General features: G+C 34.1%; 38 protein-coding genes, 1 tRNA gene and 3 pseudogenes. 36 read left to right on the plus strand and 6 right to left on the minus strand.

What is annotated here, in order from left to right:
- Positions 1–130 precede the first annotated feature (130 nt).
- Together ACTYA4_RS18230 and ACTYA4_RS18235 are read left to right on the plus strand one after the other, a co-directional pair.
- Positions 131–457 carry an MTH1187 family thiamine-binding protein gene (locus tag ACTYA4_RS18230; protein WP_443480132.1) on the plus strand — a complete coding sequence of 109 codons (327 nt, stop codon included), beginning with the start codon at positions 131–133 and terminating at the stop codon, positions 455–457.
- A gap of 27 nt (positions 458–484) precedes the next feature.
- A complete protein-coding gene (locus ACTYA4_RS18235) occupies positions 485–1,120 on the plus strand; it encodes an MBL fold metallo-hydrolase (protein ID WP_443480131.1) in 636 nt (211 codons plus the stop codon).
- Between the two features lie 103 nt (positions 1,121–1,223).
- On the opposite strand, the gene ACTYA4_RS18240 is transcribed toward ACTYA4_RS18235, so the two are convergent.
- Both ACTYA4_RS18240 and ACTYA4_RS18245 read right to left on the minus strand, forming a co-directional pair.
- On the minus strand, positions 1,224–1,919 hold the full coding sequence (locus ACTYA4_RS18240; RefSeq protein ID WP_443480130.1) for a helix-turn-helix transcriptional regulator: 696 nt from the start codon (positions 1,917–1,919) through the stop codon (positions 1,224–1,226).
- Positions 1,920–2,373: 454 nt separating this feature from the next.
- A tRNA-Gln gene (locus tag ACTYA4_RS18245) sits at positions 2,374–2,445 on the minus strand.
- 227 nt (positions 2,446–2,672) lie between these two features.
- Between ACTYA4_RS18245 and comGA the strand changes: the two are divergent.
- A pseudogene (gene comGA, locus ACTYA4_RS18250) lies at positions 2,673–3,377 on the plus strand (competence type IV pilus ATPase ComGA); the annotation flags it as partial.
- 22 nt (positions 3,378–3,399) lie between these two features.
- Here the strand turns inward: comGA and ACTYA4_RS18255 are convergent.
- Positions 3,400–4,854 carry a recombinase family protein gene (locus tag ACTYA4_RS18255; RefSeq protein WP_445505781.1) on the minus strand — a complete coding sequence of 485 codons (1,455 nt, stop codon included), beginning with the start codon at positions 4,852–4,854 and terminating at the stop codon, positions 3,400–3,402.
- 14 nt (positions 4,855–4,868) lie between these two features.
- Positions 4,869–5,525 carry a LexA family protein gene (locus tag ACTYA4_RS18260; RefSeq protein ID WP_445505782.1) on the minus strand — a complete coding sequence of 219 codons (657 nt, stop codon included), beginning with the start codon at positions 5,523–5,525 and terminating at the stop codon, positions 4,869–4,871.
- Positions 5,526–5,722: 197 nt separating this feature from the next.
- On the opposite strand from ACTYA4_RS18260, the gene ACTYA4_RS18265 reads away from it, so the two are divergent.
- The 20 genes and pseudogenes from ACTYA4_RS18265 to ACTYA4_RS18360 all read left to right on the plus strand — a co-directional run bounded on the left by ACTYA4_RS18265 (position 5,723) and on the right by ACTYA4_RS18360 (position 14,694).
- A complete protein-coding gene (locus tag ACTYA4_RS18265) occupies positions 5,723–5,956 on the plus strand; it encodes a helix-turn-helix transcriptional regulator (protein ID WP_445505783.1) in 234 nt (77 codons plus the stop codon).
- Between the two features lie 178 nt (positions 5,957–6,134).
- Positions 6,135–6,257, plus strand: a complete 123-nt coding sequence (locus ACTYA4_RS18270) for a hypothetical protein (RefSeq protein WP_445505784.1) — start codon at positions 6,135–6,137, stop codon at positions 6,255–6,257.
- Positions 6,254–6,394 carry a hypothetical protein gene (locus tag ACTYA4_RS18275; RefSeq protein WP_445505785.1) on the plus strand — a complete coding sequence of 47 codons (141 nt, stop codon included), beginning with the start codon at positions 6,254–6,256 and terminating at the stop codon, positions 6,392–6,394. The genes ACTYA4_RS18270 and ACTYA4_RS18275 overlap by 4 nt, the downstream gene beginning before the upstream one ends.
- Positions 6,395–6,571, plus strand: coding sequence for a hypothetical protein (locus tag ACTYA4_RS18280; protein ID WP_445505786.1), 177 nt, complete (start codon positions 6,395–6,397; stop codon positions 6,569–6,571).
- The gene (locus ACTYA4_RS18285) at positions 6,568–6,753 is read left to right on the plus strand and encodes a DUF6877 family protein (protein WP_445505787.1); all 186 of its coding nucleotides are present in this window, start codon (positions 6,568–6,570) and stop codon (positions 6,751–6,753) included. The genes ACTYA4_RS18280 and ACTYA4_RS18285 overlap by 4 nt, the downstream gene beginning before the upstream one ends.
- The gene (locus ACTYA4_RS18290; RefSeq protein WP_445505788.1) at positions 6,743–6,973 is read left to right on the plus strand and encodes an ASCH/PUA domain-containing protein; all 231 of its coding nucleotides are present in this window, start codon (positions 6,743–6,745) and stop codon (positions 6,971–6,973) included. Before ACTYA4_RS18285 ends, ACTYA4_RS18290 begins: the two co-directional genes overlap by 11 nt.
- A gap of 79 nt (positions 6,974–7,052) precedes the next feature.
- Complete coding sequence (locus tag ACTYA4_RS18295; protein ID WP_445505789.1) at positions 7,053–7,256, plus strand: hypothetical protein; 204 nt, start codon at positions 7,053–7,055, stop codon at positions 7,254–7,256.
- A 75-nt stretch (positions 7,257–7,331) separates the two neighbouring features.
- Positions 7,332–7,514: a hypothetical protein gene (locus ACTYA4_RS18300; RefSeq protein ID WP_445505790.1), complete on the plus strand. Its 183-nt coding sequence runs from the start codon at positions 7,332–7,334 to the stop codon at positions 7,512–7,514.
- Positions 7,511–7,732 carry a hypothetical protein gene (locus ACTYA4_RS18305; RefSeq protein ID WP_445505791.1) on the plus strand — a complete coding sequence of 74 codons (222 nt, stop codon included), beginning with the start codon at positions 7,511–7,513 and terminating at the stop codon, positions 7,730–7,732. The genes ACTYA4_RS18300 and ACTYA4_RS18305 overlap by 4 nt, the downstream gene beginning before the upstream one ends.
- Positions 7,723–7,914 (plus strand): hypothetical protein, encoded by a 192-nt coding sequence (locus ACTYA4_RS18310; RefSeq protein ID WP_445505792.1) that lies wholly within the window; start codon positions 7,723–7,725, stop codon positions 7,912–7,914. The genes ACTYA4_RS18305 and ACTYA4_RS18310 overlap by 10 nt, the downstream gene beginning before the upstream one ends.
- Positions 7,911–8,275, plus strand: a pseudogene (locus ACTYA4_RS18315) (zinc-finger-containing protein). Before ACTYA4_RS18310 ends, ACTYA4_RS18315 begins: the two are co-directional and overlap by 4 nt.
- A 14-nt stretch (positions 8,276–8,289) precedes the next feature.
- Complete coding sequence (locus tag ACTYA4_RS18320) at positions 8,290–9,225, plus strand: AAA family ATPase (protein ID WP_445505793.1); 936 nt, start codon at positions 8,290–8,292, stop codon at positions 9,223–9,225.
- A gap of 12 nt (positions 9,226–9,237) precedes the next feature.
- Positions 9,238–9,675, plus strand: coding sequence for a DUF669 domain-containing protein (locus ACTYA4_RS18325; protein WP_445505794.1), 438 nt, complete (start codon positions 9,238–9,240; stop codon positions 9,673–9,675).
- Positions 9,676–9,735: 60 nt separating this feature from the next.
- Positions 9,736–12,165, plus strand: coding sequence for a phage/plasmid primase, P4 family (locus tag ACTYA4_RS18330; RefSeq protein ID WP_445505795.1), 2,430 nt, complete (start codon positions 9,736–9,738; stop codon positions 12,163–12,165).
- 277 nt (positions 12,166–12,442) lie between these two features.
- Positions 12,443–12,874 (plus strand): hypothetical protein, encoded by a 432-nt coding sequence (locus tag ACTYA4_RS18335; RefSeq protein ID WP_445505796.1) that lies wholly within the window; start codon positions 12,443–12,445, stop codon positions 12,872–12,874.
- The gene (locus tag ACTYA4_RS18340) at positions 12,874–13,413 is read left to right on the plus strand and encodes an ERCC4 domain-containing protein (protein ID WP_445505797.1); all 540 of its coding nucleotides are present in this window, start codon (positions 12,874–12,876) and stop codon (positions 13,411–13,413) included. The genes ACTYA4_RS18335 and ACTYA4_RS18340 overlap by 1 nt, the downstream gene beginning before the upstream one ends.
- Positions 13,410–13,568: a Fur-regulated basic protein FbpA gene (gene fbpA, locus ACTYA4_RS18345; RefSeq protein ID WP_445505798.1), complete on the plus strand. Its 159-nt coding sequence runs from the start codon at positions 13,410–13,412 to the stop codon at positions 13,566–13,568. Before ACTYA4_RS18340 ends, fbpA begins: the two co-directional genes overlap by 4 nt.
- Positions 13,561–13,812: a hypothetical protein gene (locus tag ACTYA4_RS18350; protein WP_445505799.1), complete on the plus strand. Its 252-nt coding sequence runs from the start codon at positions 13,561–13,563 to the stop codon at positions 13,810–13,812. The genes fbpA and ACTYA4_RS18350 overlap by 8 nt, the downstream gene beginning before the upstream one ends.
- A 17-nt stretch (positions 13,813–13,829) precedes the next feature.
- Positions 13,830–14,276 carry an LCP family glycopolymer transferase gene (locus ACTYA4_RS18355; protein WP_445505800.1) on the plus strand — a complete coding sequence of 149 codons (447 nt, stop codon included), beginning with the start codon at positions 13,830–13,832 and terminating at the stop codon, positions 14,274–14,276.
- Positions 14,277–14,400: 124 nt separating this feature from the next.
- A complete protein-coding gene (locus ACTYA4_RS18360) occupies positions 14,401–14,694 on the plus strand; it encodes a MazG nucleotide pyrophosphohydrolase domain-containing protein (RefSeq protein ID WP_445505801.1) in 294 nt (97 codons plus the stop codon).
- Between the two features lie 29 nt (positions 14,695–14,723).
- Here ACTYA4_RS18360 and ACTYA4_RS18365 read toward each other — a convergent pair whose 3' ends face one another.
- Positions 14,724–15,053, minus strand: coding sequence for a GlpM family protein (locus ACTYA4_RS18365; RefSeq protein ID WP_445505802.1), 330 nt, complete (start codon positions 15,051–15,053; stop codon positions 14,724–14,726).
- A gap of 144 nt (positions 15,054–15,197) precedes the next feature.
- Here ACTYA4_RS18365 and ACTYA4_RS18370 point away from each other — a divergent pair, with 144 nt between their 5' ends.
- The 5 genes from ACTYA4_RS18370 (at position 15,198) to ACTYA4_RS18390 (ending at position 17,228) form a co-directional block, all read left to right on the plus strand.
- On the plus strand, positions 15,198–15,356 hold the full coding sequence (locus ACTYA4_RS18370; RefSeq protein WP_445505803.1) for a hypothetical protein: 159 nt from the start codon (positions 15,198–15,200) through the stop codon (positions 15,354–15,356).
- An 18-nt stretch (positions 15,357–15,374) separates the two neighbouring features.
- Complete coding sequence (locus ACTYA4_RS18375; RefSeq protein ID WP_445505804.1) at positions 15,375–15,617, plus strand: hypothetical protein; 243 nt, start codon at positions 15,375–15,377, stop codon at positions 15,615–15,617.
- A gap of 50 nt (positions 15,618–15,667) precedes the next feature.
- Complete coding sequence (locus tag ACTYA4_RS18380) at positions 15,668–16,138, plus strand: ArpU family phage packaging/lysis transcriptional regulator (RefSeq protein ID WP_445505805.1); 471 nt, start codon at positions 15,668–15,670, stop codon at positions 16,136–16,138.
- Positions 16,139–16,173: 35 nt separating this feature from the next.
- Complete coding sequence (locus tag ACTYA4_RS18385) at positions 16,174–16,836, plus strand: hypothetical protein (RefSeq protein WP_445505806.1); 663 nt, start codon at positions 16,174–16,176, stop codon at positions 16,834–16,836.
- Between the two features lie 215 nt (positions 16,837–17,051).
- Entirely contained in the window at positions 17,052–17,228 is a 177-nt protein-coding gene (locus tag ACTYA4_RS18390; protein ID WP_445505807.1) for a hypothetical protein, read from the plus strand.
- Positions 17,229–17,585: 357 nt separating this feature from the next.
- Here the strand turns inward: ACTYA4_RS18390 and ACTYA4_RS18395 are convergent.
- Positions 17,586–17,769: pseudogene (locus ACTYA4_RS18395) on the minus strand (DUF8096 family protein).
- Between the two features lie 176 nt (positions 17,770–17,945).
- Here ACTYA4_RS18395 and ACTYA4_RS18400 point away from each other — a divergent pair.
- From ACTYA4_RS18400 to ACTYA4_RS18435, 8 genes are all read left to right on the plus strand, one after another.
- Complete coding sequence (locus ACTYA4_RS18400) at positions 17,946–18,308, plus strand: type II toxin-antitoxin system PemK/MazF family toxin (protein ID WP_445505828.1); 363 nt, start codon at positions 17,946–17,948, stop codon at positions 18,306–18,308.
- A 57-nt stretch (positions 18,309–18,365) separates the two neighbouring features.
- A complete protein-coding gene (locus ACTYA4_RS18405) occupies positions 18,366–18,698 on the plus strand; it encodes a hypothetical protein (RefSeq protein WP_445505808.1) in 333 nt (110 codons plus the stop codon).
- A complete protein-coding gene (locus ACTYA4_RS18410) occupies positions 18,676–19,053 on the plus strand; it encodes an HNH endonuclease (protein WP_445505809.1) in 378 nt (125 codons plus the stop codon). Before ACTYA4_RS18405 ends, ACTYA4_RS18410 begins: the two co-directional genes overlap by 23 nt.
- Positions 19,054–19,238: 185 nt before the next feature.
- Entirely contained in the window at positions 19,239–19,727 is a 489-nt protein-coding gene (locus ACTYA4_RS18415) for a phage terminase small subunit P27 family (protein ID WP_445505810.1), read from the plus strand.
- Complete coding sequence (locus ACTYA4_RS18420; protein WP_445505811.1) at positions 19,724–21,433, plus strand: terminase large subunit; 1,710 nt, start codon at positions 19,724–19,726, stop codon at positions 21,431–21,433. The genes ACTYA4_RS18415 and ACTYA4_RS18420 overlap by 4 nt, the downstream gene beginning before the upstream one ends.
- Complete coding sequence (locus ACTYA4_RS18425; RefSeq protein ID WP_445505812.1) at positions 21,387–21,608, plus strand: hypothetical protein; 222 nt, start codon at positions 21,387–21,389, stop codon at positions 21,606–21,608. The genes ACTYA4_RS18420 and ACTYA4_RS18425 overlap by 47 nt, the downstream gene beginning before the upstream one ends.
- A gap of 15 nt (positions 21,609–21,623) precedes the next feature.
- Positions 21,624–22,871, plus strand: coding sequence for a phage portal protein (locus tag ACTYA4_RS18430; protein WP_445505813.1), 1,248 nt, complete (start codon positions 21,624–21,626; stop codon positions 22,869–22,871).
- Positions 22,825–23,445 carry an HK97 family phage prohead protease gene (locus tag ACTYA4_RS18435; protein ID WP_445505814.1) on the plus strand — a complete coding sequence of 207 codons (621 nt, stop codon included), beginning with the start codon at positions 22,825–22,827 and terminating at the stop codon, positions 23,443–23,445. The genes ACTYA4_RS18430 and ACTYA4_RS18435 overlap by 47 nt, the downstream gene beginning before the upstream one ends.
- Positions 23,446–23,447: the final 2 nt, after the last annotated feature.

The raw sequence follows: 23,447 nt of genomic DNA on the forward strand, positions 1-23,447 counted from the left end.
TTATTGTATAAAATTTATATTGATAAGTATAAATGTCTAGATCCAGGTGTCTTGGGCCTTTCTTATTAGTTGAGAATCTTTTGTAAATATGACAAGATAAAGAAAACAGGTTTTTAAGGAGAGGTTAAATATGGCAATTGTTGATGTAACCATTATTCCAATTGGAACTGAAACTCCAAGTGTAAGTAAATATGTTGCTGATATTCATCAAGTCTTGCAAGGTTATGAAGAAAAGGGAGAAATTCGCTATCAGCTTACTCCAATGAATACAATTATTGAAGGAGAGTTATCTAAGCTGTTTGAAGTCATTCAGGCGATGCATGAGGTTCCTTTTTCAAAAGGTTTAGTGCGAGTAGCAACGAATATTCGAATTGATGACCGCCGAGATATCAAAAGAAAAATGGAAGATAAAGTGGATCGTGTGATGAGTCATTTGTCTGCCAATAACGAAAAATAAAGGAAATTCATCAGGAGGTGGAGATAGATGGAATATAAACAAATTCCTCTTGGCCCTTTGCAAACAAATTGTTATTTAGTATGGAACGAAAACAAAAATTGTTTAGTAATTGATCCAGGGGATAATGGAGAAAAACTTATTTCTATTATCTCGAAACTAGATTTAACACCAGTAGCAATACTATTAACACATGCACATTTTGATCATATTGGTGCAGTAGAGTCTGTCAGAACGGAGTACAGCATACCTGTATACCTACATAATAAGGAAGAAGAATGGTTGGTCAATCCGAAGTTAAATGGCAGTGCTGCATTTAGATTGCCGAATCCTGTTGTTGCAAAACCAGCTGATTATTTTCTAGATGAAAATCCCGCGATGGCAGTTGGGGAGTTTACATTTGCTGTTCTAGAAACACCAGGTCATTCCCTGGGGGGCGTTACGTTTTATTTTGAAAAAGTAGGTCTGGCATTTGTAGGAGATGCGTTATTTTACGAAAGTGTTGGACGTACTGATTTGACAGGTGGGAATGCACGTACACTTCTTGCTAGCATTCATGATAAACTGCTGACATTACCAGAAGAAACGATTATTTTATCAGGACATGGCAGAAGTACAACCATCGCTCATGAAATGGATCATAATCCATATTTAAATGGTTTTTAAATGGAAAAAAGTCTAGAATAAGAAAATCTAGACTTTTTTTGTTTTTGGGCTTTCCACTTTATGTGATTGTTTTCACAAATATACATCGATTTCTAGCAATATATTAAACTGTTACTTTATAAGCGCACTGATGGCAGCCTGCAATAATATTTTGCTTTTCAATCAATTGTACATCTTGGAACAGTGCTTCAAACATTCCGACAAAAAATTGTTGATGCATATTGCATACTTTTTCTTTATGCTCCATAGCGATTTCTTTATAAGGGCAGTTGAAAATTTCAAAATATAGAGACGTTTGATCTTCATTCCATTCTAGAACAGGCATTTGACCGGTCATTAAACTAGCATTTTGTAATAAACGGAGCTTATCATCTTTTGAAAGAGTATCAGAGTTATTTGTAAAACGAACAATTTCTTGTTCCATCATTTCTCTGCCAAATTGCTTGCCACACTTATATAGAGCTTGTTTTCCTTCTAATCCAAGTGTATTCATCGATTTTAATAAAATTTTACTTAATAATTGGTAATCCCTAAATGGAAAACTAAATTGAATGACTTCATTTGAGAGGCGGTATAATCTGCTTGGACGTCCGCCTTTACCTGTCTTTTTTGTTTCAGAGTAAAGCATTCGGACATCTTCTAGTTTGGATAAATGTAATCTTGCAACATTAGGATGTATTGTAAATTCATCGGCAATTTCCTGAACAGTAACATCTTGATGACGGTTCGTAATATACTGATAAATATAAAAACGAGTTGGATCAGATAATACATTGGTGATTTTTAACGTATTTTCCATCGCTTTTCCCCTCCGTATTTAATTTTCTTTATTATAATATAGCAATCTACCATAAACACTGTAAAAACAATAAGTTTATAAAATGTTCACATCTTGCCCATAAGTTTGTTCAAAAAATATACATATTCAGTATTTTTAGGGTAAACAAGTTAATAAAAGGATAAAAAGAAAAGGCTGTTTACCTATAGACTGTTGCTTATAAACTCGCAGCCCGAATACACTTCGCTTTCCGTGGGCGAGCGCCGAGCCTCCTCGTCGCATACGCTCCTGTGGGGTCTCGTCTTTCTCGCATTCCCACAGGAGTCTACGTGTATTCAGTCTGCTGAGTACTTCTTCTCCTATTTTTTTTACGTAAAAAACAACAAACTTTGAGAAAACAGCCAAAGAAAAAGAAGCATGCTCCGTTCATTGACGGGCCTGCTTCTTTTTAATGAAGAAAAAAAGTTGGTTTGGACTGGGCTAGCTGGATTCGAACCAACGAGTGACGGAGTCAAAGTCCGTTGCCTTACCGCTTGGCTATAGCCCAATAAATTAATTGCCACAAAATATAGTATGGAATGAAAAGGTGGTTTTTATACATCTCTTTTTGAAAATCTTATGAAGAAAGCTTCCTTATTCTCCATCCTAGAAAATAATTTGCTTTTTTTCTGCAATTATTGAAAAAAAATAAAAAAATTTAAATATTTTAGAAGGAATAGCGAAAGAAATATCGAAATAGTTGTTAAACAAATGAAAGGTGGTGCTTAATGCAGCATGATGTCGATTGAGGCATTTGCAAACCGTATTATTCGGGAAGCTGTTGAAGAGGAAGCAACAGATATTCATATTATCCCGAAACAGAAAGAATCACATCTTCAATTCCGCATTTCCAACAAACTACAGTCAAAACATATTCTTTCCTCAAAAGATTGTGACAAACTAATTTCCCATTTTAAATTTTCAGCATTTATGGATATTGGAGAACGAAGGCGACCTCAGAATGGTTCTTATTCGACTACTATTAAAGGGGAGCAAATAGGACTCCGGCTTTCCACTCTGCCGTCTATTCCACATGAAAGTTTAGTCATCCGCATCTTGCAAGATAAAAACGAAATCCCCATTTATCACATTAGTTTATTTCCAGATACTTCACGAAAATTAATTGCATTATTAAAGCATGCACACGGGCTTGTCATTTTTACAGGACCGACCGGATCAGGTAAAACAACTACATTATATTCTTTGCTTAACGAAAACGCCCATTTATATCATCGTAATGTTATTAGTTTAGAAGACCCAATTGAAAAAACACAAGAAAATGTTCTGCAAATACAAGTGAATGAAAAAGCAGGCATTACGTATTCAACAGGTTTAAAAGCGATCTTACGCCATGATCCAGATATTATTATGGTTGGAGAAATAAGAGATGCAGAAACGGCGCATATAGCTATACGTGCAGCTTTAACTGGACATCTAGTTAGTATAATAGACACATAATAAATTATAGGAAATCAATATTAGTTATTTCAACTGATTCAGGAACCATCTTTTTAAAAGCTTTATTTACAGATAATTCTTTGACAACTAAAAGTACGAATTTTTTCTTTTCATAAACATCTAATTTATTCCAGTTTTTTTGAAGATCAAGTAAAGCTTCTGCTAACATTTCTCGTTTTGAATCAATCTGTTCGTTTTGGTTTAATTTATCTAATTCTCTTAATAATGTTTTTTCTTTCGTATCTTCTTCTTCAGTTCTTTTTCGTAAATCATTATCTGACAACATATTATTAACCCAAGCATATTGCCATTTGGAACGTCTACTTTCTAATGCTTTTAATTCGTTGTTAATTACTTTGATTCTTTTTGTGACATCTGGTTTAGATTCTGCATTGTTTACAATGTCATTACCTAGCTCATAACTCATATTCCATTCTTTAATTTTGTTTAAAAATTGTATTTCTAAATAATTTTGAGCTATATGTGGAAGGTCACATGTACCAAATTTTTGATTGTGACAATAATAACTATACGAAATATATTTCTTCCCATTTCTTTTTGAAGTAGCTTGTCTCCCCGCCATTGCCCCACCACAACGAGAACACCTTAAGACACTTGTAAAAATGTAAGGACTTGTTGCTTTGCGAGGATGAAGAGTTGAACGATTGTTTAGTATACTTTGTACTTCATAGAATTTTTCTTTTTCTATTAAAGGTAGAACAGCATTTTCAATTTCAAAGTATTGTTCTTTGTTCACACGATAATTATATCTCATAGTCCCGATGTATATTTTATTCGTTAATATATAACGAACTGGACCATCTTGCCAATTTGCTCCTGCCTTTGTTAAGTAACCTTTTTGATTCAACATCTTGGCGATTTTTCCAACGCCATATTTACCAGTTAAGTATAGATTAAATATTTCTTTCACAACTGCTGCTTCTAGTTCGTTAATCTTTAAAAAATCACCATCTATGTCAAATCCATATGGCGCTACGTTAATAACCCATTTACCTTCTTTGGCTTTCTGGGTCATTCCCATCCTAACTCGTTCACCAGTATTTTCTCTTTCCCATTGGGCTAGAGCAGCGACAAGAGTTATAAACAATCTTCCCATTGCTGTAGTTGTATCATAAACCTCAGTAGCAGATTTGAATTTAACATTATGCTTTTCAAAAATATCCAACATTGTGTATAAATCTAGAACTGATCTTGTTAAACGGTCAAGTCGGTAAACTAACACGCATTCATATTCGTTTTTTTCTAAATCATTTAGCATCTTTTTTAAATCGGTTCTGTTCATATCTTTAGCGCTTTGACCGTCATCAATGTACGTTTTTACAATAGTCCAACCTTGAGATATAGCATACGCTTCTAATCTGCTTAATTGTGCTTTTATAGAGTATCCTTCTTGCGCTTGTTCTTCTGTGGATACTCTTATGTAAATCACACATTTCATAAACCAATTCCCTCCTAAAATTTAATGTTTAATGGTGCCATATACCAGACTAATTTACCTTTTATTGAAACTGGATTGTATTCTATTTCTTTATCACTAAAAAATTGCGTCTGGTGCATTGGATTATAACTTTCTGGTTCTAATGTAATTCCATCTTGAAATTTAAAAACTCTTTTCAATGTTGCGTCATATCCGTTTACAGCAACAGCAGCAATTTCCCCATTTTTAACTTCTAATGTTGGATCAATCAAAGCCAATGCATTTTCAGGAACAACTTTATTCATACTGTCTCCATTAACTCTGAGTAGAAAAGCGTCAGGGAATGTTTCAGCTACCTCAACTGGAACGTTAACCCATTCTTCCACAGCTATCATTTCTATTGGAAGTCCAGCAGCAATGGAACCAAGTAAAGGAATTCTTATAGAGTCTTTACCATATTTAAGTGCTGTTTCTTTAATCTCTGTAACTTTTTCATTTTTATTTTCAATTATGTCACTTTTTAAAATACCGAAGTGATCAGCAATTTTTTGAATTGCTCCCATTCGTGGATCTTTTAATCCTTTTTCCCAAGTAGATACTGCTTTATCAGAAACACCAGCTATTTCACCAAGTTCTTTTTGGGATAGATTATGAATTTCTCTTAATTTTTTAATATTTCTCCCTATACTCATTTTTGTTACCTCCGCACTATTTTATATAGATAATATTATACTAAAAGTAGAGAAATATCAATATAAAGCAGAAAATATTCTACTTTTAGTTACGTATTCTTATCTTAAAGTAGAATGTTTTATTTTGAAGGTTGTTGACATTCTACTTTAAGTAGAGTATCATTTGCATGTAGACGAAATAAAGCGAGGTGAATAAGATGATTTTCAGCTTAAAACAAGCGAGATTAATAAAGGGATTAACTCAAAAAGAAGTAGCTGAAAAGCTTGGTGTTAATAGGGATACCTACAGAAGATTAGAAAGATTCCCTGATGAAACCACAATCGGTCAGGCTAAAAAGATAAGTGAAATTTTAGATATGAGGTATGATTTTATTTTTTTTAATAACGACTCTACTTTTAGTAGATATGAAAATAGAGATTCTACTTCTTAAAGTAGAGTTGTCTCTGCTGTTAACCGAACCAATGACAGTTATGTAGGTAATGATAGATGAAATGACGGTAGCAACGTAAATAAGTGTGGAAGGAGAAACAAATGAACCTAATAATAATCCAAGAAAACAATCAACTATTAGTTGAAAGCAACACTTATCGAAAAAGAGGCTATTCATCATGAATCAGCCATCTGAGGAAGCTTTAAGAAACTTATTAAAGTTTTTATTAGAAACTTCCGTTCCTAGAATTATTAAAGAACAGGAAGAAGCTGAAAAAAAAGAAAAGGAAGTGACAAAATGACTAACTATCAAAAAGCAGAAATGCTCTTACAGTTCGCAGGGGAAATGTTAATCAAAAATCGTTTGCAAATTGCAGCGTGGGCAACAAAGCAAAGTCATAAATATTATCTGATGCAAATGGAAGGGGATGTGAAGTAAATGAAATTAAAAGTTTTCCTTTCTTCGGGGAAGCCTGTAACTAAATTATCAGCAAGACAACAAGAAAGATTTATCGAAGGTTTATCCGAACAAACGGATGAAAATGTAAAACTAGGTATGGAAATGGCATTAACTTTACTGGGGTATGAAGTTGTGGAAGATGGTGAAGAAGAATGAAGTCGCCACTTGAAGAAATCGGATCAATAGCTTACCAATTACCACTACCAGTGCTAAAAGATATTAACCAACGAATAGGAGATTGGTTAGGAAGTGGTGGAAAAGAAACTGATCCATACATTGAGCAGCAGTTAAGGTTTGCTAGAAGGTTTGTGAATGGTGGTGAGAATAGTGAAACATGAATTAAAAATCGACCCCATGTTTTTCGGTTCAGTAGCAGCAGGTCTTAAAACGTTTGAAATTAGATTTAATGATCGTAATTACAAGGTTGGTGACACGCTATTGCTAAAAGAATATGACCATGTGATTGACCAATACACAGGTCGTGAGATTGAAAAGAGAGTAACTTATATAACAAATTATGGTCAGCAAGATGGTTATGTTGTTATGTCAATTGTTTAACCGACAACAGTCGGATTCCTTTTACCATCATTGCGAAATTTGATGATGAAAAGTAGGAATATTTGAAGGAGGTGAAATTATGATAGGTAAAGTTCATGTCTGGTATATGACTCCAGAAGAGTTAGCAGAGTATGTAAAAAAACATCCAATTGTTCCAACTGAAAAGCCGTCCGGTGCAGCATATTCTAATATCCACGAAATGAAACGTCAAATTGCTGCGGAAAATGGGGCACGTAGTACAAAAGAATTTTGGAAACAGAAAAAGACCCACTTAGCAGAGTAGGGCCATAGCAAATAAACAATTTTGATAGCTACAGTGTAAACAATTATTTACAAAAAATCAACAGGGGAGGATAAAATGCCATTCTTTGAATCTAAAGATAGAACTGTATATAGCCCTGTGAATCCAGTATTAGAACTACTTTATGAGTTCTTAGAAAAACATCAAAAAAATTTAAGTGGTAGCAATTTCTTTGATGAATTACTTGATAACTATGAATATATGGACCAAATGCTAAAAGAGAGAAATGAGGAAGTATGAGGTCTAATATTCAGTATTTAATCTTTAGTTATCTCAATAAATGCTTTGATGAATATGGAATCCTTCCACATGAGGATGATGTGTATGAACGTTTTAAAGTTCATTTCGATAATGGAGTACCTTTTGAAGTTGCAGAAGAAGAAGTACAAGCCTTTGTTCGTATTCATAATCTAAGTGGAATTGAAGTTCGATGGGAAGGTGATCTTATTTGGAAATAATCATAGATGAACTGGTGAGAAGCCAACGGTATCATCAACGGCAATTGGACGAAAACATTCAACAAATTAGAAATAAAGAAGAATCAATTGCAGTTCTTAAAAATGCTAATGAAACACATATAAAAGTTTTAAATGAGCTTGGTCAATTTATAGACAAGCTGAAAAGTGAGGATAAAACATGATCGTATGTCCTTACTGTGGAAGGGAAGCTAGGTTAATCACCAGTAAAGATTTTTACGGAAGAGATTATGGCACAAATGTTTATGCTTGCCATCCATGCGCTGCCTATGTAGGAACCCATAAAAATTCAATAGCACCGTTAGGAACTTTAGCTAAAAAAGGACTTAGAGAAATGCGGAAAAGAACGCATGCAGCATTTGATCATTGTGGAAATCCAAGCAAATGAGCCGTCCACAAGCTTACAAGTGGATGCAGGAAGTTATGAATTTACCATCTGAAAAAGCCCATATCGGTATGTTTGATGAAAAGCAATGTCTCGAATTGTTAAAACATCTTAGAGAAATATCAGAAGTGCATTTTTGAAAGGAGTGTGAAAAGTGGTAGCCTATAACGAATTTGAAGTCACAGAAGCAGAACGTGAAAAGGAAAAAGCTGTCATAGGATTTATTGGCTGCAGTGGTTCAGGTAAAACAGCAAGTGCTCTAATTACTGCTTATGGAATGATGAAAGAAGCCAATCCAGAAGCAAGTGAAGAAGAGATATGGAGAAAAATTGGAGTAGTTGATACCGAACATAGACGGTCAAAGCTATATGCTAATTTACAAATCGGAGATATTCGTATCGGTAAGTTCCGTCATATTGACTTTGCTCCACCGTACACAACTGAAAGATATAACACTGCTGTTCTAACAATGAAAAATGCAGGGGCAGAAGTAATCATAATTGATTCCATTTCACACAATTGGATGGGTGAAGGTGGAATCGTTGAAACACATGGTCAAATGTCAGGTAACTCATTTCAAAACTGGGGAAAACTTGCTCCTGAAACTACTAAGTTAGTAAAAACTTTGACTCAGAATGATGTTCATATTCTGGTTACATTCCGAACTAAAACCGAGTATGTAGTTGAAGCGAATAGTGAAGGAAAAATGGCACCAAGAAAAGTTGGTACTAAGCCAGTACAAAAAGAAGAAATGGAATATGAGTTTATGTTGAATTTCGTTATCGATATAGATCATGTTGCTGAAACTTCTAAAGATAATACTCAAATGTTTGAAGGTAAGCCACAGAAAATTACTGTTGATGTTGGCCGAAAGCTGTATCAATGGTTAGAGCTCGGTATTGATGTAAAAGCCGAGGAAGAAAATAAAAGGGTTAGTTTGATTGAACAAGTTAAAGTTATTGCAAATAGCAATCCAGAAGCACAAAAGAAAGTTGAAGAATTTGTTTTTAAAGCAAATATGAAACTTGATGATTTTACTATCAAGCTTGCACAAGTTGCTTTAGATAGATTAGCAGACTTTAAAAAATAGGAGGAATAATTAATGTTTACAGTTGATTACGATAAAGCAGGACAAGAATTTGAACCAATTAAACCAGGTGAGTACGAAGTAATTGTCGTAAATTTTGAATTAAAGAAAGCACAATCTGGAAACAATCAAGTAGTTGTTGACTATGAAATTCGTTCAGATGTAGATCAACCATGCCAAGGGCAAAAAATTCTTTATGACAACTTCACAGTAACAGAGAAAGCTCAATGGAGATTCCAAGCAGCATCTAAAGCAGCACAGTTTCCTAATGGTGTTTCATTCAATTCTTACAAAGAATGGGCGGATACTTTTTTAAATAAGCATCTTCGCTTAGTAGTTGGAGAGCGTGAATTTAACGGTAAAAAATATCCTCAAGTTAATGGATTTAAAATATCCGAAGCATCAGCACCAGCCGGAGAAATAAACATTTCAGATGATGATGTGCCATTTTAATAACCGTAGATTCATTGATTAGAAGGGAGTTAATTCTCCCTTTCCGAAGGGAGTCACCAAATGTACAACTTTAATAAAATACCTGATGAACTAAAAAACACTCCCCATTGGATTCTATGGAAGTCAGAGACAAGGGGAGGGAAAAAAACTAAGGTTCCTTATCAAATAAATGGAGAAATGGCCAGGTCGAATGACAAGCGTTCCTGGTCAACATTCCACACCATCATAAAGTTTTTCAATCAAGGAAATTATGATGGCATAGGTTTTATGTTTTCAAAGGATGATCCATTCATAGGCATAGATATTGACCATTGTATTGTGGATGGCAGCCTATCTGATCTAGCACAAGATGTCATAAACATTGTGGACAGCTATTCGGAATTTTCCCCTAGTGGTGATGGTATTCATATCATTGCAAAAGGAAAAATCCCTTTACCTGGTCCCGGCACTGGACGTAAGAATCCTGAACTTGGATTAGAAGTTTATCGGCATGGTAGGTACTTCACTTTCACAGGGGACAGCCTAGATGTAAGTAATGTTATTCAGGACAGCACAGATGAATTTAAAACCCTTTTTGATAGGTATCTTACGGAAAAGCCGAAGCCTGTTAAAACTGAAAGGACATCCTTTAATGAGCGTACAGATTTTAGCGATTTATCAAACTCCCAGCTGTGGGAAAAAATGTTCAATAGTAAAAATGGTAAAAGTATTCAGGATTTGTTCCTGGGTAATCTGATTAACGGAGACCATTCTTCCACTGATATGGCTTTATGTAACCACTTAGCATTCTGGACTGATAAAGACAGTGCCAAAATGGATTCCATGTTTAGAGAGTCAAGTCTTTACCGTGAAAAATGGGACAATCAACATTCATCGGACGGCAGGACATATGGGCAAATAACCATTGATACGGCAATCCTGTCTACACCTTCCACAATCGCTGACTATGAGCCACCACAAGAAAAGCCATACGAGATATACATTTCAGATGAACAGTCGCACATCGAAGATACCGAGGAAATTATAGATGAAATACCATCATTTCACTTAACAGAGTTAGGGAATGCAGAAAGAATCGTCTATTACCATGGAAAAGATATTCGGTACTGCAACGAATTGGAATGGCTTATATGGACAGGGAAGCGATGGATGGAGGACAGCAAACGGAAGATAGAAGCAATTACTGCTCAAACCCTTCGGGGCCTTTATGGTGAAGCGAAAAAAGAAGAAGACAAGTATAGAGCCAAGCTGTTAAATGATTGGGCAAAGAAATGTGAAAAGAGAGCCATTCGAATAAACAGCATTTTAGATGCGCGGCCAATGGTTTCAGTTAGGAAGAAAGATTTTGATTCACATAAATTTCTTTTCAATTGTGATAACGGAGTTATTGACCTGAAAACAGGGGGGCTGCAGCAGCATGACAGGGATTTATTACTTACTAAAATATCACCAATACCATATGAAAAAGAAGCTGACTGCCCTAATTGGCTTGGATTCTTAGAAAGTATCTTTTTAACTTCCGAAGGTGAGCCAGACCAGGAATTAATTGATTATCTTCAAAAAGCAATCGGTTATTCCTTAACTGGTGTGACTAAGGAGCAAATCATGTTTTTCCTTTTCGGAAATGGTCGTAATGGTAAATCAACTTTTATCAATGTGATTCAAGACCTTTTAGGCGATTATGGCAGGCAGACAAATAGTGATACTTTCCTTAAGAAGAAAAATGATAGTGGAATTAATAATGATGTGGCCAGATTGGATGGAGCTCGTTTTGTTTCAGCTGTGGAGAGTGAAGAAGGGCAACAATTATCAGAAGCCCTAGTTAAACAAATCACTGGTGGAGAGAAAATGTCGGCCCGATTTCTTCGACAAGAATATTTTGAGTTTACACCGGAATTTAAGGTTTTCTTCACCACTAACTATAAGCCAATTGTAAAAGGTGGAGATAACGGTATTTGGAGAAGGATAAAATTAATTCCTTTTACGGTTACCATTCCAGAAGAAAAAGTGGATGCTGATTTACCTGAAAAGTTGAAAAAAGAAATGCCAGGCATTTTAAATTGGGTGGTTCAGGGGTGCTTGAAGTGGCAGGCTGAAGGCTTGAAGGATCCAAAAGCAGTTAAAGAAGCGACAGATAATTACCGTGAAGATATGGATATTCTTGGTCCTTATCTTGAAGAAAACTGTACGATTCATCCTTCGGAAAAAATTGAAGCGAAGTCTTTGTATGAAAACTATACAAAATGGTGCTATCAAAATAATGAAATGGAATTAAAAAATCGTGCTTTTTATCGTCAATTGGAAATCAGAGGTTATAAAAAAGAAAAAGGTTCTAAAAATAAGACTTTTTTCCATGGATTGACCTTAAATCAATTAGCAGGAGCAAATTTATTCCAAAATCATGATGATGGGGTTACTGAAGGGGTTACTGAAATTTCATCAAAAAGTAACCCAAACAATGTTACTCCTATTAACAGAAAAAAGCTTTAAACCCTTGGTATATATGAGTTTCTTAGAGTTTTAAAGTTTTTAATTTTAATTGATGGGTTACTGAGGTTACTGAATTTCCTATATTCATTCCCATGAAAATTAATAATAAAAAAATAAATAATATATATATAGACTTTAATACAAATATAAGTAACCTCGATAACCCCAGTAACCCAAAATAAGGGGTAAACGTTGATATGACAATGTTTTGGGTGGGTTACTGAATAAAAAGTTTAATAACCCTTTAGTAACCCTTTTAGTAAATATGAGGTGTTATATGCATCCGAAACAAATAATTGCTGATTTTAAGTCAATGGGAGCTGCCCTTGTACTGGATGGAGACAACTTGTATATAGAACATCCTGAGAATATCTATCCAGAGATAGAGGAATTAGCAAAACTCTATAAAGCTAGGATTATTGCTTACTTGAAAAATGATTATTCGGACCATGAACATAACATTTTTCAAACTGTGGACAAGATTATTAATTTCTATGTTGGTATTGACCAAGATATGAATAAAAAAATAAATGATTGGCTGAATCATGATGAAGTGGCATGCACGATGATTATGCAATTGTGTGTGAAGCTATCGAAAAATGGCTGGAAAGATCCGAAGGAGCCAACATGTAATTACGAAGATTATAATACGTTTCAATTTTCTACGAAAATTTATGAACGTGCCATGTCGTACTTTAGGAGGAAGTAATGGCAGCTATACATTATCGCTATTCAGATGCGGAATTAAAAAAGATTCTTGATACTTTAGAAATCGTTGTGGATACAAGGGAACAAAAGAATACACATGTGCTTGATTATTTTCGTAAGAAAAATGTCCCTTTTAAAATTCGCACCATGAAAACAGGTGATTATTCAGCAATGATTCCAAAGAATGAAGAATTTGGAATAACAAGAGATATTTATTTAACAGCAGTATTAGAAAGAAAAAATGGTGTAGACGAATTGGTCGAGTCGATTAAAGATCGGACGAGATTTGAAAATGAATTAATTCGTGCTTCAAGAAATCCATTCGTCTTGATTGTGGAAGACCTGGAAGGATATTCGAAAATATTAAAAGGACTTTATCGAAGCAAATATAAACCTGAGTCATTGCTTGGGAGCTTGAAAACATTTGAAGTCCGTTATAATTTTTCAACTGTTTTTCTTTCTCCGGCACAAACAGGAAATTATATTTATCACCACTTTTTCTATATGACTCGTGAACTATTAAAAGGTGGGAAGGTATGAATTTGGAGAAAAAAAAGGACGAGCTAAAGGCAGAGCTTATCGAATTGTTTTATTTTAAAACACCAGATGGCAGGCAACTTTATGAGTTAAGTTATGAAGAATTAGAATCCATTTTAAAGAAAGTGAAAAAAGATGAAGGAGTATCTTGTGATTAGAACTCAATTAAGAGCGCTTATAGACAATGGGCCAAAAGATGAAGCTGAAAAATTCTTAAAGCGCGTTTATGAATTTATTGGTAAACAAGAAAAAATTATTAAAGAGCAGCAAAGGCAAACACGTTTTAAACATGTATTAGATATTGGAACTGAAAACTTAGAGCTGCATGCAAGAATCAAAGAATTAGAGCTTGATAGAAATACTTTAAAACAGGCTTATGATGCTTTAACGAAAGCAATATAGGAAGGGGATAATCACTCATGATTAAATTAAACGTTTTGTTCAAGAAAATGCAAAAAGACGATAAAAAGGAGGTTCTGATGTTCCATGTTTTAAGTGATGAATTACCACATGCTAATGAATTGTTGAAAATGCCTGGGACCATTGCTCTTCTAACTGTGGACGAAATTGAAGTTGATGAAATCGGAGCTGAATTTGTATCCATTCAACGTGATAACAAAAAAACAGTTCTTAAATTTAATGTAAATCGTGATGCAGCAGGTAAAATAAATAAATTTTATTCTCATGCTGGTTCTAATGTAACTCTTAATTTAAAATCTTCACAAATGACAATTGATGAATTTTACGAAAGTGGACATGAAGGCATTGAATATACAGTAGACGGTGATGGTTCAGTAAATGTAGATCCTGACCAAGTTTCAATGGATGACATCGAAGATGAAAAGAAATTAAAAGTGGTCAAATAATGGCACGCAAACCAAAATGGACTCTCCTTTTCCGATTGGAGGAGGGGAGAGCCGTTTATCTGTATGAACCGTTGCGATGGTATGAGTTATGTAAAAAGTTGAAGAAAGGATGGAGAGTTATTAAATGAACATCAATCAATTGTGTAAGGAAGCATATGAAACAGCAGTAAGTAAAGGCTGGCATGATGAAGAAAGAGAAACAGGTACGCTTCTTGCTTTAATCCATAGTGAAGTATCTGAAGCTTTAGAAGCTGACCGTAAAGGTGATAGTGAAAATTTCGCTGAAGAATTAGCAGATGTATGTATCCGTATTTTTGACTTATGTGGTGCAAAAAATATAGATTTAGAAACTGCTATTTTATCAAAAATGGAGAAGAATAAAGGTCGCAGTTATAAACATGGTGGGAAGAAGTATTAAACAGTATAGACAACAACTGTGTAACAGAATTATAAAAAATACTTGCATATTAACATGTAAGAAATATATATAGCAAGTGAAATTAATACAGCAAATATTGGTCTCATCCAATTTGTAAGTATAAAAACAGACAACAATAAAATGACGGCTCCTAGAGCACCGAATATCGCATTAACTTGTGTAATTCGAAATTCTTTAATATCCATATATTTCAATTGTAATCTCATATTTATCAGAGTCATGATAGGTAATAATGTGATAATTCCAGATAAAAAGAAATGTTTGGACTTACTAAAATAGGAAGCAAGTGTAATGATTGTTCCACCAAGAATAAATTTAAAAATATAGTCCCAAATCAAATAAAATCACTCCATTTTAAATTAATAATTCTATTTTTATATTCAATTATAAAGAATTCTCAAATTAAGTAATAGGACTATATTTGGCTTTTATGTGAATAAATATTTATTGCACAGTTCGACAAAACAGGGAAGGATGAATATATGACCGAATACAAAAAACTTCAAATTATAAAGCATGCCTTGCAGCATTATATAAAACGACCTAATGCAGATGAAAAGGATATTCTCGTTGAAAAACGTATTTTAGAAAAGGTTACCCATCAAGTAGAGTTTTTGAAAGAAAAGTATGGGATTAAGTGATATGGAAGGGTGAAGGGAATGACGATTGATAGTAAAAAAATTGAAGATATAAAATATCGAACTATGTTTGATAATCAAGGAGTTTATCCAGGTGCACATTTATCGAAATTAGATTTTGATTATCTTATCATGGCTACAGAAAAAGGGAAATGTTATGAAAAAGTTTTAAAAGAATTAGTTGCGGATGAAAAAAATTGGTTTAGCAATCCTTGGTGGATAGATAAAGCTAAAGAAGCATTGGAAGGTATTGATGAAAAATAAAAAACTGAGATTTCTCCCAGTTCTAATTTAATCAGCAAATTAATTATAACATGGGGGGAGTCGTCTTGAAACAATTGTCCTTTGTGCTTCCTGAGATAGATAGAGAGCAAACAAAAAAAGCAGTAGAAGCAGCATTTGAAAAGTATCGATTTTACTTACTGACTATTCCTGAAGAAAGACTTCCACAAATTACACCAAAGTATTCAATGGAGCTGCCTACTTTTACTAATCAATTCCATTCATCAACAGAAGATCTTGCTATCAAGACTGTGGACTTTGAAAGGGAATGTGATAAATATATTGAGTGGATCAGGAAGGCTGTAAATCGATTAGCTTATAAAGAGAGAGAAATCATTATTAAACGATACTTGCTGGAAGGTGAAGTATTTGATTATGAAATTTATAACGAAATTGGCTATAGTGAAAGAAGGTATTATCGACTAAAAGCGAGAATATTTTACAAGCTTGCTTTTTTGTTGAAGATTGAAGTTTATAATAATGAAGGGCATCTGTCTAATTAGATGGGTGTTTTTTTATATAAAAGTGAGGGATATAAATGGACTGGAAATCTGTAGTGATATCAATGTTTACTTCATCTATTGTAACATTAATCATTAACTCAATGATAAGAGGAGGGATAAGTCATTTTTATAATAAAAAACTTGAGAATTTTAAATCAGAACTTTCCTTATTAACAGAAGAAAAGAAATTGGATTTCCAAAGAAAAATACATGATTTTAGTCTTTATTCTACAAAAAGACATGAAATATATCCGATTCTCTATAAAAAAATAAGTGATTCATTTAACGATATTTCTTTATTAAATAAATGGGAACAATTAAGCGTAAATCTTAGGCAGAGACAAGAAAATAGTAATTTAGAAAATCAACTTCCAAATACAATAGAAAAAATAAAGGAAACTCTTCAAAAAACAGAAGAATGTTTGGATTATTTTATCGATAATGATTTGTATATATCTAAAGAATTATCACATTCACTTTCCGATCTAATTGGAAGGTTAGCAGGAGTATCAAATTATATGCATATAAAAAAATTACTTGAGAATAATAACAACATTGAGTTGAGCAGAGATATTATAGGTACACGCTATGATCAAAATGATCTAGATGTAAATTCCGAAATAGAAAAACTTAATGATGAAATATATAAGGTTAAAGAACAAATGAAACTAGAACTTGGGGTAGGGGATTATAAATAAATGTCAGATAAACGGCAGTAATTTGGCAGAATGACGGCAGAGCATTAGGATTTAACCATGTTATTATGATATTAAGTTAATAATTCAAAGAGAGAGCGTTCCTAGACTTCTAGGAGCGTTTTTCTATTATCTAAGGTATTGTGTGTCTATTATTCTGTAAAACTCGAATTTAGTCGGTTTTTGTAAGTCTGAAAATCAATTAAGAAGGTGATGATATGAAAATAGCCAATCATCTTAATGCAGACCAGCTGAGACAACTTGAAAAGATGGGGAAGAAGAAGAATAAACGGAAGAAGCAGCCGAAAGAAGAGAAAGTAAACTGGGTAAACATCATGGGCCTGGATAGGGATAGATATACTCGTGGTCGTGGTGGAGCTGTTAGAAGAAAATAAATTGTGTATATATAATTTATTTTGTTTTAAATAAGGTTCTAGTTGCATACAGTATAGAGAAAAGAAAAAAGGACCGTGCGCCAACACGATACCTTCTTTCATCTTCAATAGTATTACCAAATATCAATGTCTTACAATAATAATGATGAATGTGATATTAATATTCGGTGATGCTAGTCTCTTGATAATCCTTAGAATAAAAAACATTATTTTTTTTATTTGAAATCACTTCTTTCAAAGTATTTGGTACGGCCAATACCATTCTATGAAAGAAATTTAGTGACTAGACCACAACAATGATTTTTGTGGTTTTTTCTTTGTGGACAAGCAGTATCTATTTAATTTTAATTTATTTTGTTAAATACTTTTCTTCATACCACATTTACGGCAATTCACGAGTATAAATGTAATTCTTTACTGAACTCTTGAATTGGGCATTGCTGCAGTTATCGCAGCGTCCACTTACGATATCAGGATATTCATCGTAGTTATAAACAATGGTTGTGTCATAGCCATTATATTTTTCTTTTTCTTCACTCAATGTTGTTCACCTTCGTTAATTAATTTATTTTGTTTTAACAGATTAATTATACACCGAAGAAAAGTGATGCATTGAGTAATGCATAATTTGTCGGTAATTGTTGAACGATAGTATTTGTTCGTTTATTTTCCTTATCAGATAATTAGAATAAAGGAGATGATTTTGTGGATAATGCTATAAAAAGAGGAAATATTCATATGGCAGATTTATCACCTGCAATGGGTTCTGAACAACGTGGAATTCGACCTGTATTAGTTATACAAAATGATACTGGCAATAAATTTTCACCTACTGTTATTATTGCAGCTTTAACAAAAGTTCATAAAAAGAATTTACCTACTCATGTTTTAGTAGATAAGGAAACATATGGTTTAGATGAAGATTCAGTTATAACATTAGAGCAAATCAGAACTATTGATAAAGGGAGATTATTTGACAAAGTTTCGTCTCTTGATAAAGAAAAAATGGATGAAGTTGACCAAAAATTATTAATAAGTTTAGGAATAGAATTAAGTAATTTGATTGGGAAAATAAGTTGATTTTAAGCATCCGTACATTGGGTGCTTTTTATTTTGGAGAAAGAAGGAGGATGAATAATGAATAAATGCTTCTGTAACCAATGCGGAAAAACATTTGTAATAAAGACACAAACAACTAAGCATCCGAAACAAATCATTGAAACATTCTTCCATTGCTCACACTGCAATCATAAATACTTAGTCACTGTTACCAATGCAGAAGTGAGGATAAGAATTCAACATTTTGCTACCGAGTGGGCAAAGATGAGCAAGTTAAAGAACGGTAAGGAATGGAAGAAATCTGTATGGATGAAAAAGTATAACAAGCTACAAAAATATAAATCCTTTACTGATGAAATGATAGAGCGATTGAAGAAGGGATTAGAGAATGGAAGTCTACAGAAGATGTAATAAGATTGGCTGCCGAGAAAGAATACCATTCACTGAATCTTATTGTGATAAGCACAAGCAGCATGTGAACAAAACATATAACCGTAATCGTTATAGAAGCAACTTCGATTATGTGAAGTTCTACAACAGCAAGGAATGGAAGGCAGTAAGGAAGTTGGCAATCGGACGTGACAAAGGACTATGCCAGGAATGCAAACGGAATGGCTATATTAAACCGTTTTATGCTGTCGATCATATCAAGCGTGTGGATGACTATCCAGAACTGAAACTAGATTTGAATAACCTACAATGTCTTTGCTTCAAATGTCATAACATCAAGACTCGAAAAGAAGAACAGTTAAGGAAACGTAAATAGCCATCAGACTCATTTAAAGGGCGAATACAGGCTTGTAATCATCATTCGACAATTATATCAATCTATCAAAAAGACCCCCTTATAAAAGACGGGGTACCCTTTAAAGCCCATGAACAACGCAGTGCCCTTTTCTTCACGATAAATTCCCAAAATGAAAATTTTTTCTCCAAGGAGGTGAGGCTAAAATGGTGGGAAGAAAGAAGAAATTAGTCGATAATATCACTGGCCATCGTACAAAAGAGGAAAAATTGGAGCGTGAAAAAGAGCAGAAATTGCTAAAAGGTTTCGAGCCATTGGAAAACAGTCCACCTTCTTGGTTGGACGAGCAGGGGAAAGAAGAATTTGAAAGAATTGTGCCTTTGTTGCAGCAGTTACCAATTGCGGAGTTAGATAAAACAATGATCGCTCTTTATTGCAATGCTTATTCCAAGTACATCACAGCAACAGCAGATGTGGACGAACACGGCATCACCATCATCGAGTCAACATCTACAGGCGACAAGAAAAAGAAGAACCCAGCGCTTGTTATAATGTCTGATATGGGTAAGGAAATCCGTTCTATTGCAAATACATTGGGTATGACAATAGATGGTCGTATGAGGCTAATGGTGCCGCCTAAACAGATAATTAAGGATGATCCATACAACAGATTTGATATGGATGATGACGAATGATAAATGCTTTAGCACATGATTGGTCAATCCAATATTGCAATAAGGTTTTAAAGGGTGAATTAATAGCTTCTAACAAGGTAAAACAAGCTTGTAAAAGGCATTTGAGAGACCTAGAACGTATAGGAAATGAAGATTTTCCTTATATATACAGCATTAAACGTGCAAATAAAGTTATAGATTATATGGAAACATTGCCGGATATTAAAACTGGTGTTCCTAATAATCTAGCACTCTTCCAGAAATTTATTATTAGCCAACTTTACGGATGGCGGCATAAGGATAAACCAGTTAGGCGGTTTAATAAAGCATATATATCCATGGCTCGTAAGAACGGCAAGACGATTAAGGTCGCTGGTATTGGTTCATACGAGTTTTTATTTGGGAAAAATCCTGCATATAGTCGGCAGATATACTGTACTGCAAATAGTAAAGAGCAGGCTAAAATAGCTTTTACAATGGTTGTGAAACAACTAAATAAAGTAATGATGCAATCAGATTATATAAGAAAAAGGGTTCGTAAAGTTCGTGAGGAATTAACGGATGAACAATCTTACTCTGTGCTGCGGCCGTTGTCTAAAGATACGGGCAGCATAGATGGATTTGAGCCTTTAATTGGAATTCTTGATGAATATCACGAGTCCAAAACAACAGAAATGATGGAAGTATTAGAGTCTGGTCAAATGTTATTGGAAAATGCTTTAACGCTGATTATCTCCACAGCGGGATTTAATTTGAATGCTCCTATGTATACTGTGGAATACCCATATGTTGAAAAGGTTCTTTATGGTCCAGAAGACTTTGATGATAACTATTTTGCATTTGTTGCAGAACAGGATGATGAAAAAGAAGTCTACGATGAAGAATTGTGGATTAAATCCAATCCATTATTGGAAGTAGAAGAGTTAAAACCTATACTTCTTCGCAATTTACGTAAAAAGTTAAAAGAAGCTATTGAAAAAGACAATATTAATCCAACTTTAGTAAAAAACTTCAATATGTGGAGGGCATCCAGCGAAAGTAGTTATATTAAAGAACATGATTGGAAGCCAACTGAGAAAGATGTTGATATTACTGGAAAAGACGTATACATCGGAGTCGATTTATCTCGTACAGATGACCTGTCTGCAACATCATTTATTTCCCCTGTAGGCAATGATGAATTCCACAGTGATTCCCATTCGTTTGTGGCCACAAAAGGTGGATTAGAAGCAAAAATAAAACGGGATAGAATTGATTATCGCAAAATGGAAGAGTTAGGATATTGTACAATTACTGATTTGCAAACAGGTGTCATCAATTTTAATCAGATTATAGATTATCTTGTGAAGTATGTTGAAGAAAACCAATTAACTGTAAAAGCATTATGTTATGATCCTTACAACTCTCAAATGTTTTTAGCAGAATTAGAAAGAAGAAAAATAAACTGGCCTTTATTTGAGGTCCGTCAAGGTGTGAAAACATTGAATGACCCGACAAAAGATTATCGTAAACAGATTTATGACCGTAAAATGACGCATGCGAAGAATCCTTTATTAGATATTGCTGTTCGTAATGCGGTTACAAAAGAAGATAATGACACGATTATGATTAATAAAAAGTTGAATCGTGAAAAAATTGACCCAATTGTGGCCATGGTCAATGCTCATACGGAGGCTATGTATGCATATAAAGAAAATGGTTCAGATCCATTCTTATTCTTTGTTTAAGGTATTAAAAGGATCTTTAAATTTAATAGCATTATTCTTTCCGGCAATTTTATTAATTGGTGGTTTTTTTATTTTAAGCAGTGCTTTTTATTTGATAAGTACCTTTGCTGGTCTAATAGCAACAGGTATTTCATTAATTATTTTAGCTTGTTTAATCCAATATGGCAGGGAGTGAAGGGGGTGAAAAAACTTGAAATTCTTTCGAGGAAGGAAAGAAAAACGTGAAGTTAGTGTGGAGGATGCCTGGTATCCGTTATTTGATTTAATTAATCAAAAAGGTGGCAGTTATTCGGGGATATGGGCATTAAAAAACAGTGATATTTTTACAGCTGTTAAATCAATCGCTGGTGATGTTGCATCGTCACCAATCAACGTCAAGAAAAACAACGTAATCCAGTACGCTGATCAGATAGCCTACTTGTTCAATCGTAGTCCGAATCAGTATTATTCAGGATTCCATCTAAAGTTTATTATTATTGCAAACATGCTAGTAAACAAGGAATCCTTTGTACAAGTTGTGAGAGATAAAAAAGGGGTTCCCTTGCAACTATTTCACCTTAAAAATAGTCAAACCACCATTGTTCAAAATGGCGCTGAATTAACCTATCAAACTTATAACGAATATACACAACAGTATTTAAAATTGCCTTATAAAGACGTTCTACACTTTAAAATGATGAGTTTAGACGGCATAAACGGAATAAGTCCACTGTGGTCATTAGTTATTGAACTTGGTATGCAGGACGGCGGTAAAAACTTTGTTAAAAACTTTTTTGACAAGGGAGCTGCACTTGGTGGAGTGCTTAAATTAACTGGGGCCCAATTAGACGAGAAGCAACGAAAAGAATATGCGAATACTTTTAGTAATCAATATGCAGGAGCGGTCAATTCAGGTAAGGTTGCTGTCATGGATATGACAATGGATTTTAAGCAATTAGAAATTAATACCGATATTCTGAACTTCTTAAATGCCAACACCTTTACAACAAAACAGGTAGCAAAAACATTTGGCCTGCCGTTATCTCGTATGGGTATAGAGACTACGAATACGTCCACAGATGATGATAACTTGTGGTACTTACAAAACACTTTAACACCCTATTTTTCTGCTTTGAAAAGCGAAATGGAGTTTAAATTAGCTCCACTTGGAACGGATATTGAATTTAATACGGATAATATCCGAGATATTGATCCAGATAAGAAGATTGAGCGTATCATAAAGCAAATACAGAATAGTATTATTTCACCAAATGAAGGAAGGAAAAAATTTGGTGAACCACCTGTTGATAATCCTGCTGCAGATGAGTTGCTTGCATCACTTAATTACACAACATTATCCACACTTAGTGAATTGCAGTTAGCTAAAGCAAAACCGAAGGGAGGTGGTGATAATGGACAAGGCAAAGAAGGAGATGCGCCAAATACAGACGAAGATTGAGTTAAGAAATGCAGAAGGTGAAGATGGCCAGCAGGTTATTGAAGGCTATGCTTTGAAATTCAACCGTCAAAGCGATGTATTAGGCTATTATGTGAAGTTTAGAGAAAAAATTGATCCTAGAGCACTGGATAATACCGATATGTCAAATGTCGTTGCCTTATTTAATCATAATGAAAATCAAGTATTAGCAAGGAATACGGTTTCAAGTGGCAAAGGAAGTTTATCTCTCACTGTGGATAATATCGGACTACGATTCCAATTCATTCCTACAGACACATCATATGCACGTGATTTACTGGAAAATGTTCGTTCTGGTGTTATTAATCAGTGTAGTTTTGCTTTTTCTTTGACAGATGATGATGATGCAGACGAAATTGAGTATGTCGAAGAAACAAATATGTATAGTCGAACCATAAAAAGAATAGGTGCTTTATATGATGTATCAGTAGTTACCACCCCAGCATATCCAGATACAGAGGCTGTTGTCGGCTCTCGTAATCTAGATAATATCGTGACTCGTAAAAAGGAATTAATGCAAATTGAATTAGATTTAATGACAATGGAGCAACTTTAGAA

Source organism: Niallia yueguangensis (assembly GCF_052663115.1).